Consider the following 14,478-nt stretch of genomic DNA (forward strand, 5'->3'; position numbering starts at 1 on the left):
GAGAGGGTAAAGGCCGCAATGAGACTGACAAGGATGCCGGCAGCCGCGATCCAGAAGGCGAGTTGCGTGCCTTCCGTGCCGGCTCGCTGACACGCGCTGCGCAGCGACTCGGTATCACCCAGCCCGCCGCCTCCGCGTATATCGCCGCGCTGGAGACAATGCTGGGCAAGCCTCTTTTCATACGTCAGGCGCGCGGCGTCACCCCGACGCCAGCAGCTGACGATCTCGCCCGCTTGGTCGCCGCCCATCTCGACGGGATCGAGACGACGATGGACGCGGCGCAGGCGCGGTCGTCCCATCTGAGGGGCACGGTGCATATCGTAGGCCCGGCCGAATATCTGTCGTTGCACGTTGCGCCAAGGCTCGCGCCATTGACCGGAGAAGGCTTGCGGCTGCGCATCCAGACGGTCGACCGCGCGCGTATCTATGCTACTCTCGATGGCGGACATGCCGATCTCGCCGTTACGGCCTCGCCGCCCGAAGGTAGGGCGCATGGCTACGCGGAATTGGGACGGGAACGATTGCTGCCGGTGGCGGCGCCGGGATTCGCCGAGCGGGCGAAGGCCAGGAGCGTGACGGCCGAGCTCCTGTGCGGCCTTCCGTGCGTCGCCTATGGCGAGACCCTGCCGCTGGTGCGCGAGTTCTTCCAGTGGGTATTCGACAAGACCCCTGCGATGCAAGCCGTGGCGACCGCGCCGGACTTGCGCCTTCTTCGGGAGATGGCGAAGGCCGGCGCAGGCTGGACGGTTCTGCCCGACTATCTTTGCATGGATGCAGTCAAGGCTGGCCAACTCGCCGTGCTGCCGACGACAGGCGCGATACCGGAAAACACGCTTTACCTTGCTTGGAACAAGCCCGCGCTGCGCCATCCGCGTGTCGTCTATGTGAGGGATTTCCTGCCTGGAAACAATGAGCGTGGAGACTGACACCCCAGAGGCACGAACTACCATCGCTGCCCTCGCAGATGCGTCTTCATCGATGCTTCGAGCGTTTCAATCTCATCGCCTGACAGGTCCAGCGACAGCGCTCCGAGCGCGTCTGCAAGATGATGCGGCTTGGACAGGCCGACGATGGGCGATGTAATGCCCGGCCCGGCCAATACCGATGCGAGCGCGATCCGCGCGGGCGCCTCGCCGCGTGCCGCAGCAACGCTTTCCACGGCTGCGACGGTTTCACCGACGCCGCCGCGCCCCTCATACCATTGCCTGACCTGCTCATCGGTATCTGCGCGCAGCGTCCCGGCCTTGCGCGCGCCGGCCAGAACACCCCGGCCTAGCGGCGACCAAGGCGTCAGCCCGATCACTTCTTCCCTGCAAAGGGGGATCATCTCTTCCTCGTCCTCGCGCGTGATGAGATTGTATTGGCTCTGCATGGAGACGAAGCGCGCTAGCAGGTTGTGCCGCTGGAAGGCCAGCAGCTTCATGAACTGCCAGGCATGCATGGAGGATGCGCCGAGATAGCGGACCTTGCCGGCCCGAACCACGGCGTCGAGCGCCTCGGCCGTCTCCTCGATCGAGGTTTCCGGATCGAAGCGATGGATCACGAACAGGTCGATGTAATCCATGCCCAGTCGGTGCAGCGAGGCATCGACGCTGGCGAGGATATGCTTGCGCGACAGGCCCCGGTCGTTCGGCTTGTCGCTCATGGGGAAGAACGCCTTGGTGGCGACCACCACGTCCTCGCGCCCCGCGAAGTCCTTGACGGCGCGGCCGACGATCCGCTCGCTTTCGCCGCCCGAATAGACATTGCGCTCGGCACCGCCGAGATCGGACGCGTGGCATGAGACGAACGGGGAAAGGGGGGCTGCTCGCTCAGACGCTGACTTTTGCAACAATGCCCATTTGCTGCCTCGAAAAGATGATGGTGTCCGGTTCATTTACAAATTACGATTAACCTCGCGTCCCTTTGGTAAGAACGATCTGGAGGGGCTGACTGACAAAATCGGGACCATATTGTGTTACCTATGAATGCCATCGACAAGCTATTTGCCGTATTCGGCCTGTTTTCCGACGAAAAGCCTGAATGGACAGTCGAGGCAGCGGCCGAGCAACTTGGGCTGCCTGCCAGTACAACCTATCGATTCTTTAAAAGTCTCAGCGACGAGGGATTGATCGTCGCCTATCTCGCGGGCCGATACGTCCTGGGTCCGGCGATCATTCAGCTCGACCGACAGCTGCGGATACAAGATCCGCTGATCAAGGCTGCGTTGGTGACCATGAAAGAGCTTGCGGAAGGTACAGTCGATGGCACCTTCCTGCTCTGCCGACTTTACCGCAATCAGGTCATCTGCGTTCACCAAGAGACCAAAGGTTTTTCGGCGCTGACCAGCAGTTATGAACGCGGCCGGCTTATGCCGCTGCATCGCGGTGCCGCTTCGAAGATCATTCTTGCGCAAATGCCGGCCCGCACTGTGCGCTCGTACCACAATGCGAATGGTGCCGACATGGCCGACGTCAATCTGGGCGGCGATTGGGATGCCGTGAAACAAACCCTCCGATCGATCAGAAGGTCCGGATGGTGCATGACACACGCCGAACTCGACCCCGGCGCGATTGGTATAGCCGCGCCGCTTTTTCTTGCGGACGACATCGTTGTCGGCAGCCTTGGTTTTGTTTGCATGGAAAAAGATATCGACGGAAATGCTGTTGCCGCGATCAGGAAAAACATTGTCAAAGCTGCACATATAGTCACGTCTCGCCTTAGAGACGGAATCTCTTCGAACCAAACGCCTTGAACATCCCGAATGCGCGCCTTCGCAGGCGAAGCGGCCCTAAAAAATGGCCGAGACGATGGATACCTGGTGAATGCTGGCCCACAGGGATGCGGGCCAGCATGGCTTGTTTATGCAGTCGACAAGCTCCTGCCGACCTGTGTCGGGCAGTCATGATCGTCCTGACACCCGTCAGCACAACTATCCTCAAACCTAATTGGTGCAATCGGATCGTAGAGCCATGCGAGACTCTCGAAACTTTGTTCGGGCGTTCGTCCGGCCAGCATGAGATTGCGGAGTTCCCGCCGGACACCGGTTGCGTGGTAGAATTCGCCGTAAAGACGCGCGGTCAACTGGCAGCGCCCGGTCCGCAGGTATCGGGCGTTCTGGTAGCGATGGAATGCGACAGCGGTATCCGGCGATGTTTCAACCATGTCGGCAAGAGTGACAGCATCCTCGATCGCGGTGCATGCCCCTTGGGCGAGATATTGAAGCATCGGGTGAGCGGCGTCGCCAAGCAGGGTCACGCGGCCCTTGCTCCAGTCCTTGACGGGTTCGCGGTCGCAAAGCACCCACATGCGCCAGGTCTGGATCTTGCGCAACAGCGTCTGTACGGTGTCGCAGGTCCCTTCGAAGCGCTTGTAGAGTTCCTCCGGATCACCTTCGGTGTTCCAGCCCTCATCGTACCGGTCGCTGTGGAAGACTGCGACGAGATTGAACAGCTCACCGCCGCGTAGCGGGTACTGGACAAGGTGGTTCTTCGGGCCGGCCCACAGAATCATCGCATTCTTGCGAAACTCTTCCGGCACGTCGGCGATCGGCAGCACTGCGCGATAGGCGATATGGCCCGATACGCGCGGCTTTCCGTCCCCGACGATCGTTTGGCGAATTTTCGACCAGAGGCCGTCAGCGCCGATCAACGCTCGGCCATCGAAGCGGTGCCCCTGCTTAGTCTCGATGGAAACTGAGGTGCCGTCGTCTTCAAACCTTTCGACACACTGACCGGCGTGAATGCGGATCATCCCCGAGGTCTCTGCAGCTTTCAGAAGTACCGAGTGGAGATCGGCCCGATGGATAAGGGCATAGGGGTATTGAAAGCGCTTGCGAAAACCCTCTCCTACGGGAATTCGGGTTACCTCCTCGCCCGCGGCGCTATCCATCAGAATGAGGTCGTCGGGGAAGACGGCGAGGTGATCCGCAGCGTCACGAAGCCCCAGCCTCTCCATCATCCGGAACCCATTTGGGCCAAACTGGATACCGGCGCCAATCTCACGAATTTCCTCAGCCTGCTCGAGCACATCGACCTCGAAGCCCTTGCGAGCCAGAGCGAGTGCGGCGGCAAGGCCGCCGATCCCGGCGCCCGATATTAGGAATGGTTTGTTCACCTCGGACATTCTTCCCTCCCGTTGCTATGCAAGCACTTCGACGTTGATTTCGCCGATCCCATCGATACGCGCGGACATCACATTTCCTGCCTCGATCGGGCCGACGCCTTCCGGCGTACCGGTCAGGATCACATCGCCCGGCAGAAGGGTGTAGAAGCCGGATGCGAATTCGATCAGTTCCGGCACGTTCAGGATCAGGTCGCGTGTATTGGCCTTCTGGCGGGTCTTGCCATCGACCTGAAGCTCGAAGTCGAGGCCGGCGGGATCGGAGAGCTCGTCGCCGGTCACCAGCCACGGCCCGAGAACGGTGTAGGTGTCGATCGACTTGCGAAGGCTGCGCTCTTCCGGCCCGCGGACGGTGATGTCCAGACCGATTGAATAGCCCGCGACGTAATCCAGCGCCTCGGCGGCGCGAACGCGATCACAGGTTTTGCCAATCACCACGGCAAGCTCGATTTCGTGGTCGGTTCTCCGCTCCGGATGCCGGATGCGGACACCTGCCGAAGGGCCGATCAGTGAACTCGTCGCCTTCAGAAAGAGGCCGGTCTCTTGGATCTGGCGGACATGAGCCCGGGAATAGGTCTCGGGTTCGGCGATGGCTTCCTCCAGATGCTTCCTGTAATTGACGGGCGCCGCGACGATCTTGCCGGGGTTGGCGACGGGACTGAGAAGCTTGACCTCTGCCAGGGCAAGCAACGGAGCCGTGCTTGCGGCCTTTTCGATTTCGGGGCGCAGCGCAGGTAATGCTGCGATGAGCAGGTCATGGGTCGGCAACGGATAATGTTGCGCGGGAAGCGATGTCAGCACGGAGCTGACATCGCGAATGCCTTCGGCTTCGACAACGCCGAGCCGGTTGTCGTTGAACATGCAAAGACGCACGGGGTATCCTCGATTGATGGTGGTTAGGGGGCGACGGTTACTTGCGCTGCTCGCGCCAGAAGCCCAGTTTCTGTTGCAGCGGTTTGTCGGAGAAGCTGAACAGGATCAGGTCATCGCTGGCCGCGAAGCTGTGCCACATCCAGCTCGGCACCACGAAAACATCCCTGGGCTTTACGTCCCATTGTTGATCGCCGACCTTGACGGTCCCCGAACCCTCTACGACGCAATAGACAGTGCCGTCCGTTGAGCGGATATCGGTGCCGTTGAATCCTGACGGCAGAAGCTGCATGAATGCGCCCATGGTGCGGATCGGCGAGTCGCCGGTCGTCGGATCGGTGAAGGCGAGGCGCAGCCCTTCGGCGCTATCCCATTCATCGACGTGACGCATCTTCTCCAGCGCCGCACGCGTGCGCTCGTAGGGATACCAGAAGATCGGGCTTGCCGCGCCCTTGGGCTTGTAGTTGACAGGAACCAGGCCGCTGGCATAGCGGGCCACGGAATCGCCGTCCGAACGCGTGACGACCTGCTGCTCGTCTTCACCCTCGTCAGAGAAGCCGGCGCTCAAAAGCTTGACGATCGGAACGTCCAGACCGTCAAGCCAGGTGACCGGCTCGTCACCGTCGCTACCGTGATCGTGCAGGCTCCAGGTCGGGGTGATGATGAAATCGCCCGGATGCATCTCGACACGCTCGCCATCGACGATCGTATATGCGCCTTTTCCCTCCAGGATCAGCCGGAGCGCCGAGGCCGTGTGACGGTGGGTGGGGGCGACCTCACCTGGCAGGATGAGCTGCACGCCGGCGTAGAGCGACGTGGTGATCTGGGATTGCCCGCGCAGGGCCGGGTTTTCCAGCACGATCACGCGGCGCTCGGCCTTTTCGGCGGTAATGAGCTCTCCGGCCTTGAGAGCCTGCTGACGCAGCAGGTCAGCTTTCCAGATCACGGGCACAGCGGGCGTGCGCGGCTCGCGCGGCACGAGGTTCTTCATCACCTCCCAGAGCGGTGCCAGACCATGGCTGTCCAGCTCGTTGTGAAAGGCCGACAGGGCGAGTTCGGATTGATGCGCGTTCATCTTGCTCCTCCAAGTTTCGACTGAATTGCCCCATTAGGCTACAAAATTATCATAATGCAAGAAAAAAGTTGCATAACTTTAGAAAAACTCCATAGTGTCCTGCGGCTGATTGCCAGCCATTGCCTTATCGTCGCCATCAGGGGAGGAGACCTTCAGCGATGAAAAACAACCATGACCAAATTGATATCGGCGCGGCCATCGACGTCGGTGGCCTTGGGAAATTTCAGATACGCACCATCATGTTCTGCGCCGGCGCCGCCATTCTGGATGGGTTCGACACGCAGATGATCGGGTTCCTTGCGCCATCCATTTCCGAGAGCTTCGGGCTTGAGGTTCGTGCCTTCGCTCCGGTCTTTGTCGCGGGCCTTGTCGGCCTGATGGTCGGGGCGCTGTTACTGGGACCGATCGCGGACAAGATCGGGCGCCGCTGGCTAGTGATCGTTTCGACATTCGCCTTCGGGCTGTGCACCTTCCTCACCGCCAGCGCGACCACGATCGATGAATTTATCATCCTGCGTTTTCTGACGGGCCTGGGTCTCGGAGGCGCCATGCCGAACCTGACGGCGCTTGCGACCGAATACTCGCCCCGCAGATATCAGGCGATGATCGTTGCATGGCTATTCGCGGGGATTCCCGTGGGTGCCATTCTCGGTGGCCTGCTGAGCGCGTGGCTGCTGCCGATCGCTGGATGGCAGACAGTGTTTCACGTTGGCGGCGTATTGCCTATGCTACTTGCCGTCGTACTTGTCTTCGCGTTGCCGGAATCGCTTCGGTTTCTTATTCTAAAGAAGGCGAGCGTCCAGCGGGTCCACGGAATTGCCGACCGTATTTTTCCCGGGCGCTTTCCGGCGGACCAGCAGTTCGTTTCGCCTCAGGAAGCGGTCAAGGGCGTTCCGGTCAAGCATCTCTTCACGGACGGCCGCGCAGTTGGCACTTTCCTCTTGTGGGTTCCCTATTTCATGAACCTTCTGATCATCTATTTCATCATCAGCTGGATGCCTGCGGTGCTGCGCCAATCGGGGATGCCGATTTCCGCCGGCATCGAGGCCGCGACAGCCTTCAGCTTCGGTGGTGCGATAGGGTGCCTGGTGACGGGAAAGCTCATCCAGCATCTTGGCACCAGAACGGTGACGCTTGTCGAGTTCGTCTGCACGATCCTGCTCATCGCTCTTCTGTCGATCTATTCGCATGACTACTGGCCTGTCATGATGATCGCCGGTGTCCTCGGCTTTACCGTTCAGGGTGCCCAGGCGGCTCTCAACGCGCTCGTTGCCGGTTTCTATCCCACTGCCATCCGCTCGACAGGCATTGGCTGGGCGCTAGGCATCGGTCGCGTCGGCTCGATCATCGGCCCGTTGCTCGGCGGTTTCCTACTTTCGATGCAATGGTCGGCTTCCGCGATCTTTCTCGCGACCATCGTTCCCGCCCTTGTTGCAGCGGCGGCAGTTGCGGTGATGATCGCGCGCCATCGCGGTTCCCCCGAAGAGGCAGGCGATCCGTCGACGGTCATCGCGCATTAATCCTGCAAGACGGCATCGGTCAACTCGTCGCACTGCGCATTGGGTTGATCGCTTAACCCTGAGAACCGACGAAAGAGGCTTTTGTCGATTCTCGACCGACCTGTTGAAAAAATCCTTTCCGACACGTTCCGCTCACCGCAGGTCGGGGCGCTTTCCGCCCCGTGGAGGCTGGCATGAATACACCGCGTACTCTATACGACAAGATCTGGGACGACCACATCGTCACGCAGGATCCCGATGGAACCTGTCTCATCTACGTCGACCGCCATCTCGTGCATGAGGTAACGAGTCCTCAGGCTTTCGAAGGGCTGAGAAACTCTGGGCGGCGTGTCCGCGCCCCGACCCGCACCCTAGCAACCGTCGACCACAACGTACCGACCACCAAGGATCGCGTCGAGGGCATTGAGAATGAAGAGAGCCGCATCCAGGTCGAGGCGCTGGCGCGCAATACTGCGGAGTTCGGCATCGAATATTATTCGGAGCGGGATCGCAGGCAGGGCGTGGTCCACGTCGTCGGCCCGGAGCAGGGTTTTACCCTGCCCGGCATGACGATCGTCTGCGGCGACAGCCATACCTCGACGCATGGCGCTTTCGGCTCGCTGGCGCACGGCATCGGCACCTCGGAAGTCGAGCATGTTCTCGCCACCCAGACGCTGATCCAGAAGAAGGCCAAGAACATGCTGGTGCGCGTCGACGGCCGGTTGCCGGAAGGCGTGACGGCCAAGGACATCATCCTCGCCATTATTGGCGAGATCGGCACCGCCGGCGGCACCGGCCATGTCATCGAGTTTGCCGGCGAGGCGATCCGTTCGCTGTCGATGGAAGGCCGCATGACCGTCTGCAACATGACGATCGAGGGTGGCGCCCGCGCCGGCCTGATCGCTCCCGATGAAAAGACCTTCGAATACATCAAGGGCAAGTCCAAGGCTCCGACCGGCGAAATCCTGGAGCAGGCCGTCGCCTACTGGAAGAGGCTACACACCGATGAGGGCGCGCATTTCGACCGTACCGTCGTGCTCGACGCCGCTAACCTGCCGCCGATCGTTTCCTGGGGTTCGTCCCCGGAAGACGTGGTGTCGATCCAGGGCGTCGTGCCGAACCCCGACGAGATCCAGGAAGAGGCCAAGCGCGTCTCCAAGTGGCGTGCGCTCGAATACATGGGCCTCACCCCTGGAACGAAGATGACCGACATCGCCATCGACCGCGTCTTTATCGGTTCGTGCACCAACGGCCGTATCGAGGACCTGCGCGCTGCCGCCGCCGTGATCGGAGGCAGGAAGGTCGCATCGACGGTTTCCGCCATGGTCGTGCCGGGTTCCGGCCTCGTCAAGGAACAGGCCGAAGCCGAAGGTCTTGACAGGATCTTCAAGGAAGCCGGCTTCGAATGGCGCGAGCCGGGCTGCTCCATGTGCCTTGCCATGAACGCCGACCGGCTGAAGCCGGGCGAGCGCTGCGCCTCGACCTCGAACCGCAACTTCGAGGGCCGTCAGGGCTACAAGGGCCGCACCCATCTCGTCTCGCCGGCCATGGCCGCCGCTGCCGCCATCGAAGGCCATTTCGTCGATGTGCGGGCGTGGAATTGAAAGAATGGGGCGTATGCATTGTTGGTCGGAAAGAATTGTCCGCGCATGCCGGCATTGGGGCTTGCGAGGACGCGGCAGCTCTTTTTTGGCCGGCGACGATGCAGGACTGCGTGTGGTTACGAAGGGGTATGCCACGGATACGCGCAATTACGGTCGAAAAGCCGGCAGAAAGACTTCAATCGCCTTGTCAACGGCGGCCTCACAGACTTCTTCGCTGGGAGCTTGGTCAAGGCCCCACAACTGCCGCTCCACCAGTCCCGCCTCACAGAGGGCCTTGAAGTAAAGTCCGGTCTGGCGGACTTCCGCTTTTCGCAGCAAACCCCGCGCCATGAGAGACTCGATGACGATGCAGATCGAAAGCAGCGTCTGCCGGGCGCCGTTCTCGTAAAATATCCGGCTCAGTTGCGGCTGTCTCCCGGCCTCTCCAATGATCAGACGATTCATGGCGATAATGTCTGGACGCGTCACCAGGAGCAGATAAGCCATCCCCAGACGGCGGAGGCTTCGCTCGGTATCGGGTTCATTCCGAGCAGACTCGATTTCTTCAAACCGCCCCTTGCCGGCTTCGATCACAAACGCCTCGAACAGGCCCTCCTTGTTGGGGAAGTAGCTGTAAAGCGTCACTTTCGACGAACCTGCTTCAGCCGCGATTGCTTCCATCGTCACGGCATCGAAGCCCTGTTCGATGAACAGTTTCCCCGCCGCGTTCACGAAACTCAGCCGTCTGGCTTCGGTTTTCCTGCGCATTGCCGATTCGATGCTCCCTTATTGAATATAGCCCGATCCCAAGCCGCCATCCTACGGTATTCCAAACAGCCAAACCATTTAAATGAACGAATACGTACAGAAAACTTGATTCTTGATAATGGTCAGCCTATATGTGAACGACATCGTTCATTTATAAGGTCGTCCATCGTGGCCGATACAGCACTTCTCCCATCGCCACAACAGCACGGAACCGAATTGCCCGGCGATCGCCCGGCGGGGCTGGAGAGTGAGGGAAGGCGCAGGGAAAACGGCATTTCTCCGGAAACGCGGAAGGAGAAGCCGGCGATCTTTGCCGTCCGCACGACGATTGCCGCCCTGCTTGCGCTGGCGGCCGCAGCGGCACTGGATATCCAGCATCCGTGGTGGGCAGCCATGACGGTATGGCTTGTCGCCCAACCGACCCGTGGCCTTCTGCTGGAACGCAGCCTGGCCCGACTGGCGGGGACGGGATGCGGCGCGGCCGTGGGCGCCGTCATTCTGTACGGGCTTGAGGGGCGCCCCCTCCTGTCCCTCGTCGCCCTTGTGCCCTGGCTGGCCTTGTGTGCCGGGTTCGGCAACCTGTTCCGGCATTTCCGCAACTACGGCTCCGTCCTTGCCGGCTACACTGCGGCAATCATCGTTCTGTTCGGGCTGGACGCTGGCAGGACGGATGCGGCACTTGCGATGGACCGTGTTCTCTGCACGATCATCGGTATCGTCTGTTCGGCGATCGCATCGATCCGCGCCATTCCCGGACGCGATCAGGAAAGCCTTGATCGGCGTCTCGATCATGTCATCTGCCTCAGCCTCGATCTTGTCCAGGCGCACCTCTGCAACGGTAGTTCACGATATTCCCCGGAACGCCTTGTTGTCGAGATCGGGGCACTCGAACGCACGGCGGATGAAATGGCAGCAGGCTCCGTCACGGGACGCCGTCTGGCGACGCATGTTCGCTGCGTTGCCGGGCTGCTGCTGGAACTGGCCGCGCTGACGAGCCAGCCTGCCGCTCGTGCCGTTGACGGACCGGCAAGGGTCGGGGGGACGGGCAACGGGCGGATCGCCGACCTTGCGGCGTCCGCCATGGCATCAGGCCGGCCGGATCTCGGGAGCGTTCTGGGTGAGCTGTCGCTGGTGGTGAACCTGCCCCGGCGAGCTGTGTTATTTGGCGATCTGTGGGCTGAGGTCGATCCGAGTGCAATTCTGCGCGCGGCAGCAAGGCCGATCGTTGCGCTGTCGCTGGCATCCGTCATCTGGTGGTCTACCGGCTGGTCGGTCGGCGCGATGATGACAATGACAGCCATCCTGTTTTCATCGCTGTTCTCCAGCAATGACCAGGGCAATCACCTCGTTCTCCAGGTTCTGATCGGTACGCTGTGCGGAGCCGTCTTCGGCGTCGCGGCGCGCCTCTTCCTTTTGCCCGAAGCAGGCAGCCTCCCGGCGGTTCTTGCCATCGTCGCGCCGTTCCTCCTGTTCGGGGCATGGCTGATGCGAGGGTCCATAACGGCCAAGATGGCGATCGATCTCAACATGACGTTCCTGCTGACGGCACAGCCCTTTTCTGCTCCCGCAGCGCCGGACATCGTTTTCAGCGAGACGGGCGCCATCATCGTCGGCGTAGCGATTGCGGTTGCAACCTTCTGGCTGATCCTGCCGGCCACGCCGGGTCATCGTTTTCTGCAACTGGCGCATCGTATCGTGGATCTGACGCGCCGGGCCGCTTCCGGCGGGGACATCACCGGCCTGCTGCGAAGAGTTCGGGCCGCCAACGTCAAATTGCTGCACGTCTCCGATCCGGCAAGCGACCTTTCTCGCGCCGCCCGGGATTGTCTGGCGGCAGTGCGTCGGGCGGTGGTTGTGCGTGAGTACCCGAATTGTCCCGAAGTCTCGCCGGCGGCTGCCGACGACACCCTGCGGCGCGCCAGCGCCGCACTTAACGCCCTTATCCCAACCAAATGATGGAGGAAGCCACATGAAGAACGAGCCTCATATTCGACCAGCCTTTACCGGCCAATACATCGCCGGAAAATGGCGGTCAGGCAGCGCGGGAACCGTACTGCCCGACACCAACCCCTATGACCAGTCGCTGCTAACCGAGATCGCCCAGGCTTCGGTCGAGGATCTCGACGAGGCCTATGCCTCGGCCGCAAGGATCCAGCACGACTGGGCACGCCTGCTGCCAGCCGAGCGCGCTGCCGTGCTTTATCGCGCGGTTGAGGTGATGGACCGGCGTCATGCCGAAATCGTCGACTGGTTGGTCAAGGAATCCGGCGGCACCCGGATGAAGGCCGAGCTCGAATGGTTCTTCACGCGGGCGGGCACACTGGCTGCGGCCGGAATGCCGCACCGTGTCGCCGGGCGAATCCTGCTCACCGACATTCCCGGCAAGGAAAGCCGCGTCTATCGCAAGCCGGTCGGTGTGGTGGGCGTCATCAGCCCCTGGAACTTTCCGATGCATCTCTCCAACCGGACCATCGCGCCCGCGCTTGCGGTAGGCAACGGCGTTGTGGTCAAACCGGCCGAGGATACGCCCGTGACCGGCGGCCTGCTGCTGGCGAGTATCTATGAAGAAGCCGGCCTGCCGCCGGGTCTTCTGAATGTCGTCGTCGGTGATGTCAGCGAGATCGGCGACGCTTTCGTCCTGCATCCCATTCCGAAGTTCATCTCCTTTACCGGTTCGACCCGCGTCGGACGCCACATCGGCGAGTTGGCCGTGAAGGGACCGCTTAAGCGGGTGGGGCTGGAACTCGGCGGCAACGCGCCCTGCGTGGTGCTGGACGATGCCGATCTGGAGCTTGCCGTCACGGCGGCGACCGTCGGTCGTTTCCTGCATCAGGGGCAGATCTGCATGAGCACCAACCGCATTATTGTCGAGGAGGGGCTGTACGACCGTTTCGTCGAGGCTTTCGTCGAGCGTGTGCGTAACCTGAAGGTCGGCGACCCGAACGACGCGGACACCGTGATCGGCCCGCTGATCAACGCAAAACAGATGAAGGCGGCACTCGGCCATATCGAGGCTGCCCGCTCGGCAGGCATCCGGCAGGTTCTCGGTGAAGCAGCTTTCGGGCAAATCCTGCCGCCGCAGGTCTTTGTCGATGTCGCAAGCGACTCTGTACTTGCCCAGACCGAGCTCTTCAGCCCGATCGCGCCGCTGATCCTTGCCGCTGACGAGGCGGATGCGCTGCGGATCGCCAACGATACCGAATTCGGTCTGTCGAGCGCGGTCTTCACGCGGGACGAGCGGCGCGGCCTGCGCTTTGCGCACGGCATCGAAGCCGGGATGACGCATATCAACGACATCACCCCGAACGACGACCCGAACATGATGTTCGGCGGCGAGAAGAACAGCGGTCTCGGTCGCTTCAACAGCGACTGGATCATCGCCGAACTGACGACCGACCACTGGATCGGCGTGCAGCAGGAACCGCGAGCCTATCCCTTTTGAAAAAATGTCCAGTTAAAGGAACCATGCTATGAGCAATGCACCCAGGAAATGGATCAGGGCAGAGATCGAAAGCCTCGACCCGGAAAAGGATTATGTCCGCATCTGGCAGCTTGCCAGCTGTTACGATTCCAGCGAATTCATGTCGAACCTCATGTATGCGCTGACCTTCCCCAACTTCGTCGTCACGACATGGGGATCGGAGGTCGTCTGGCGCGACAAGGGCGGCAAGGTCGTCGAACGGGCCAATTCCCGTGTCGAGCAGACCCAGAGCACCAACGCCTTGTGGTGGTGGTACGGTCCGCATGACGAGCGAACCAAGAAGTCCGTCAACGGCATCAACAATCTTCATGCCTATTGGGCCAAGAAGTATCCCGGCAACTTTGCATATGAGGAGGACTATATCTACGTCTGCGCGTTCTCGGCCATCCTGGGTCACCGGTTCCGGCTTCGCCTCGGGCTGCCTGGCGTTTCGGAGAAGGAACAGATCGGCTCCTTCATCTTCTGGCGCGAAATGCTGAAATTGTTCCGTGCCGAGAACGGCACGCCCATCGAAGGTTTCCCCAAGGATTTCGCCGACTGCATCCGTTTTTGCGAGGAATTCGAAAACACACCCAAGCCCAAGCCCGAGCAGGGTAACCTGATCGCCAAGGCGATCTACGAACAGTTCGTCTTCCGCTTCTTCCCAGAAGAGCTGCACTGGCTGGGCCATCAGCTGATCCGCTGCCTGGCGCTGCCCTCGACGCTTGAGACGATGCAGATCGATCCGCCGCTACCGATGGCGCAGGAGATTGTGCCGAAGATGATGGCCTTCATCCTGTGGTACAAAGACACCTATGAGGATGACCCACCGCGCAGCTATATCGAGATGCGCGAAGCGATGAGCGACGAGCAGCGCCGTGCTGCGCGGGACAAACTGCGCGATCTGGACAAGAAGTTTCCAGCGCATTTTTCCGCGCTCTACAAGGACGATCCCCAGTTTGTTGGCTGCCCCTTCCATTCGGCGCTGCCTCGGTATGAAGGCGAGGTTGCCTTCAACGCGCCTGAGCCGGTGCAGGCGATCGAAACGACCGTCGCGGGCAAGGTTGGCGTAGAGGCCGCCGAGTAAAGCCAACTGCACTTAGCTGGCCACGGACACATGCC

The 14,478-nt window shown here is 61.1% G+C and carries 12 protein-coding genes; 7 read left to right on the forward strand and 5 right to left on the reverse strand.

The genetic code is table 11. The features are described 5' to 3' along the window. Window positions 1-62 precede the first annotated feature (62 nt). Entirely contained in the window at window positions 63-926 is an 864-nt protein-coding gene (locus tag V5F53_RS04070) for a LysR family transcriptional regulator (protein WP_393998168.1), read from the forward strand. Window positions 927-943: 17 nt separating this feature from the next. On the opposite strand, the gene V5F53_RS04075 is transcribed toward V5F53_RS04070, so the two are convergent. After that, window positions 944-1,876: an aldo/keto reductase gene (locus V5F53_RS04075; protein ID WP_393998167.1), complete on the reverse strand. Its 933-nt coding sequence runs from the start codon at window positions 1,874-1,876 to the stop codon at window positions 944-946. A gap of 87 nt (window positions 1,877-1,963) precedes the next feature. Between V5F53_RS04075 and V5F53_RS04080 the strand changes: the two genes are divergently transcribed. Further along, window positions 1,964-2,734: an IclR family transcriptional regulator gene (locus tag V5F53_RS04080; protein ID WP_151616490.1), complete on the forward strand. Its 771-nt coding sequence runs from the start codon at window positions 1,964-1,966 to the stop codon at window positions 2,732-2,734. Between the two features lie 107 nt (window positions 2,735-2,841). On the opposite strand, the gene V5F53_RS04085 is transcribed toward V5F53_RS04080, so the two are convergent. Genes V5F53_RS04085 through gtdA form a run of 3 tightly spaced genes read right to left on the reverse strand, consistent with a single transcriptional unit; the run spans window position 2,842 to window position 6,046 of the window. Continuing rightward, complete coding sequence (locus tag V5F53_RS04085) at window positions 2,842-4,104, reverse strand: 3-hydroxybenzoate 6-monooxygenase (protein ID WP_151616489.1); 1,263 nt, start codon at window positions 4,102-4,104, stop codon at window positions 2,842-2,844. Window positions 4,105-4,119: 15 nt separating this feature from the next. Next, window positions 4,120-4,962, reverse strand: coding sequence for a fumarylacetoacetate hydrolase family protein (locus V5F53_RS04090; RefSeq protein ID WP_393998166.1), 843 nt, complete (start codon window positions 4,960-4,962; stop codon window positions 4,120-4,122). 49 nt (window positions 4,963-5,011) lie between these two features. Continuing rightward, window positions 5,012-6,046 carry a gentisate 1,2-dioxygenase gene (gene gtdA, locus V5F53_RS04095; protein ID WP_151616487.1) on the reverse strand — a complete coding sequence of 345 codons (1,035 nt, stop codon included), beginning with the start codon at window positions 6,044-6,046 and terminating at the stop codon, window positions 5,012-5,014. A 158-nt stretch (window positions 6,047-6,204) separates the two neighbouring features. Here gtdA and V5F53_RS04100 point away from each other — a divergent pair, with 158 nt between their 5' ends. Next, the gene (locus V5F53_RS04100; RefSeq protein WP_393998165.1) at window positions 6,205-7,566 is read left to right on the forward strand and encodes an MFS transporter; all 1,362 of its coding nucleotides are present in this window, start codon (window positions 6,205-6,207) and stop codon (window positions 7,564-7,566) included. A 173-nt stretch (window positions 7,567-7,739) separates the two neighbouring features. Further along, window positions 7,740-9,149: a 3-isopropylmalate dehydratase large subunit gene (gene leuC / locus V5F53_RS04105; protein ID WP_151616485.1), complete on the forward strand. Its 1,410-nt coding sequence runs from the start codon at window positions 7,740-7,742 to the stop codon at window positions 9,147-9,149. Window positions 9,150-9,296: 147 nt separating this feature from the next. On the opposite strand, the gene V5F53_RS04110 is transcribed toward leuC, so the two are convergent. Further along, on the reverse strand, window positions 9,297-9,896 hold the full coding sequence (locus tag V5F53_RS04110; protein ID WP_192799953.1) for a TetR/AcrR family transcriptional regulator: 600 nt from the start codon (window positions 9,894-9,896) through the stop codon (window positions 9,297-9,299). A 168-nt stretch (window positions 9,897-10,064) separates the two neighbouring features. Here V5F53_RS04110 and V5F53_RS04115 point away from each other — a divergent pair, with 168 nt between their 5' ends. From V5F53_RS04115 to V5F53_RS04125, 3 genes are read left to right on the forward strand one after another with little or no spacing between them, the layout of a single operon-like run. After that, window positions 10,065-11,852: an FUSC family protein gene (locus V5F53_RS04115; protein ID WP_192800254.1), complete on the forward strand. Its 1,788-nt coding sequence runs from the start codon at window positions 10,065-10,067 to the stop codon at window positions 11,850-11,852. A gap of 13 nt (window positions 11,853-11,865) precedes the next feature. Beyond that, entirely contained in the window at window positions 11,866-13,338 is a 1,473-nt protein-coding gene (locus V5F53_RS04120) for an aldehyde dehydrogenase family protein (RefSeq protein ID WP_393998164.1), read from the forward strand. Between the two features lie 28 nt (window positions 13,339-13,366). Further along, window positions 13,367-14,443 (forward strand): hypothetical protein, encoded by a 1,077-nt coding sequence (locus tag V5F53_RS04125; RefSeq protein WP_393998163.1) that lies wholly within the window; start codon window positions 13,367-13,369, stop codon window positions 14,441-14,443. The last annotated feature ends 35 nt before the right edge of the window (window positions 14,444-14,478 follow it).

This window comes from Xanthobacter cornucopiae (assembly GCF_043195065.2).
In the GTDB taxonomy this organism is placed as follows: Bacteria; Pseudomonadota; Alphaproteobacteria; order Rhizobiales; family Xanthobacteraceae; genus Xanthobacter.

What these genes read in the sequence shown, in the direction of transcription:
- V5F53_RS04075 (WP_393998167.1), bottom strand. Translation starts at nt 1,876, where the DNA reads ATGAACCGGACACCATCATCTTTTCGAGGCAGCAAATGGGCATTGTTG.
- V5F53_RS04080 (WP_151616490.1), top strand. Translation starts at nt 1,964, where the DNA reads ATGAATGCCATCGACAAGCTATTTGCCGTATTCGGCCTGTTTTCCGAC.
- V5F53_RS04085 (WP_151616489.1), bottom strand. Translation starts at nt 4,104, where the DNA reads ATGTCCGAGGTGAACAAACCATTCCTAATATCGGGCGCCGGGATCGGC.
- V5F53_RS04090 (WP_393998166.1), bottom strand. Translation starts at nt 4,962, where the DNA reads ATGTTCAACGACAACCGGCTCGGCGTTGTCGAAGCCGAAGGCATTCGC.
- gtdA (WP_151616487.1), bottom strand. Translation starts at nt 6,046, where the DNA reads ATGAACGCGCATCAATCCGAACTCGCCCTGTCGGCCTTTCACAACGAG.
- V5F53_RS04100 (WP_393998165.1), top strand. Translation starts at nt 6,205, where the DNA reads ATGAAAAACAACCATGACCAAATTGATATCGGCGCGGCCATCGACGTC.
- leuC (WP_151616485.1), top strand. Translation starts at nt 7,740, where the DNA reads ATGAATACACCGCGTACTCTATACGACAAGATCTGGGACGACCACATC.
- V5F53_RS04110 (WP_192799953.1), bottom strand. Translation starts at nt 9,896, where the DNA reads ATGCGCAGGAAAACCGAAGCCAGACGGCTGAGTTTCGTGAACGCGGCG.
- V5F53_RS04120 (WP_393998164.1), top strand. Translation starts at nt 11,866, where the DNA reads ATGAAGAACGAGCCTCATATTCGACCAGCCTTTACCGGCCAATACATC.
- V5F53_RS04125 (WP_393998163.1), top strand. Translation starts at nt 13,367, where the DNA reads ATGAGCAATGCACCCAGGAAATGGATCAGGGCAGAGATCGAAAGCCTC.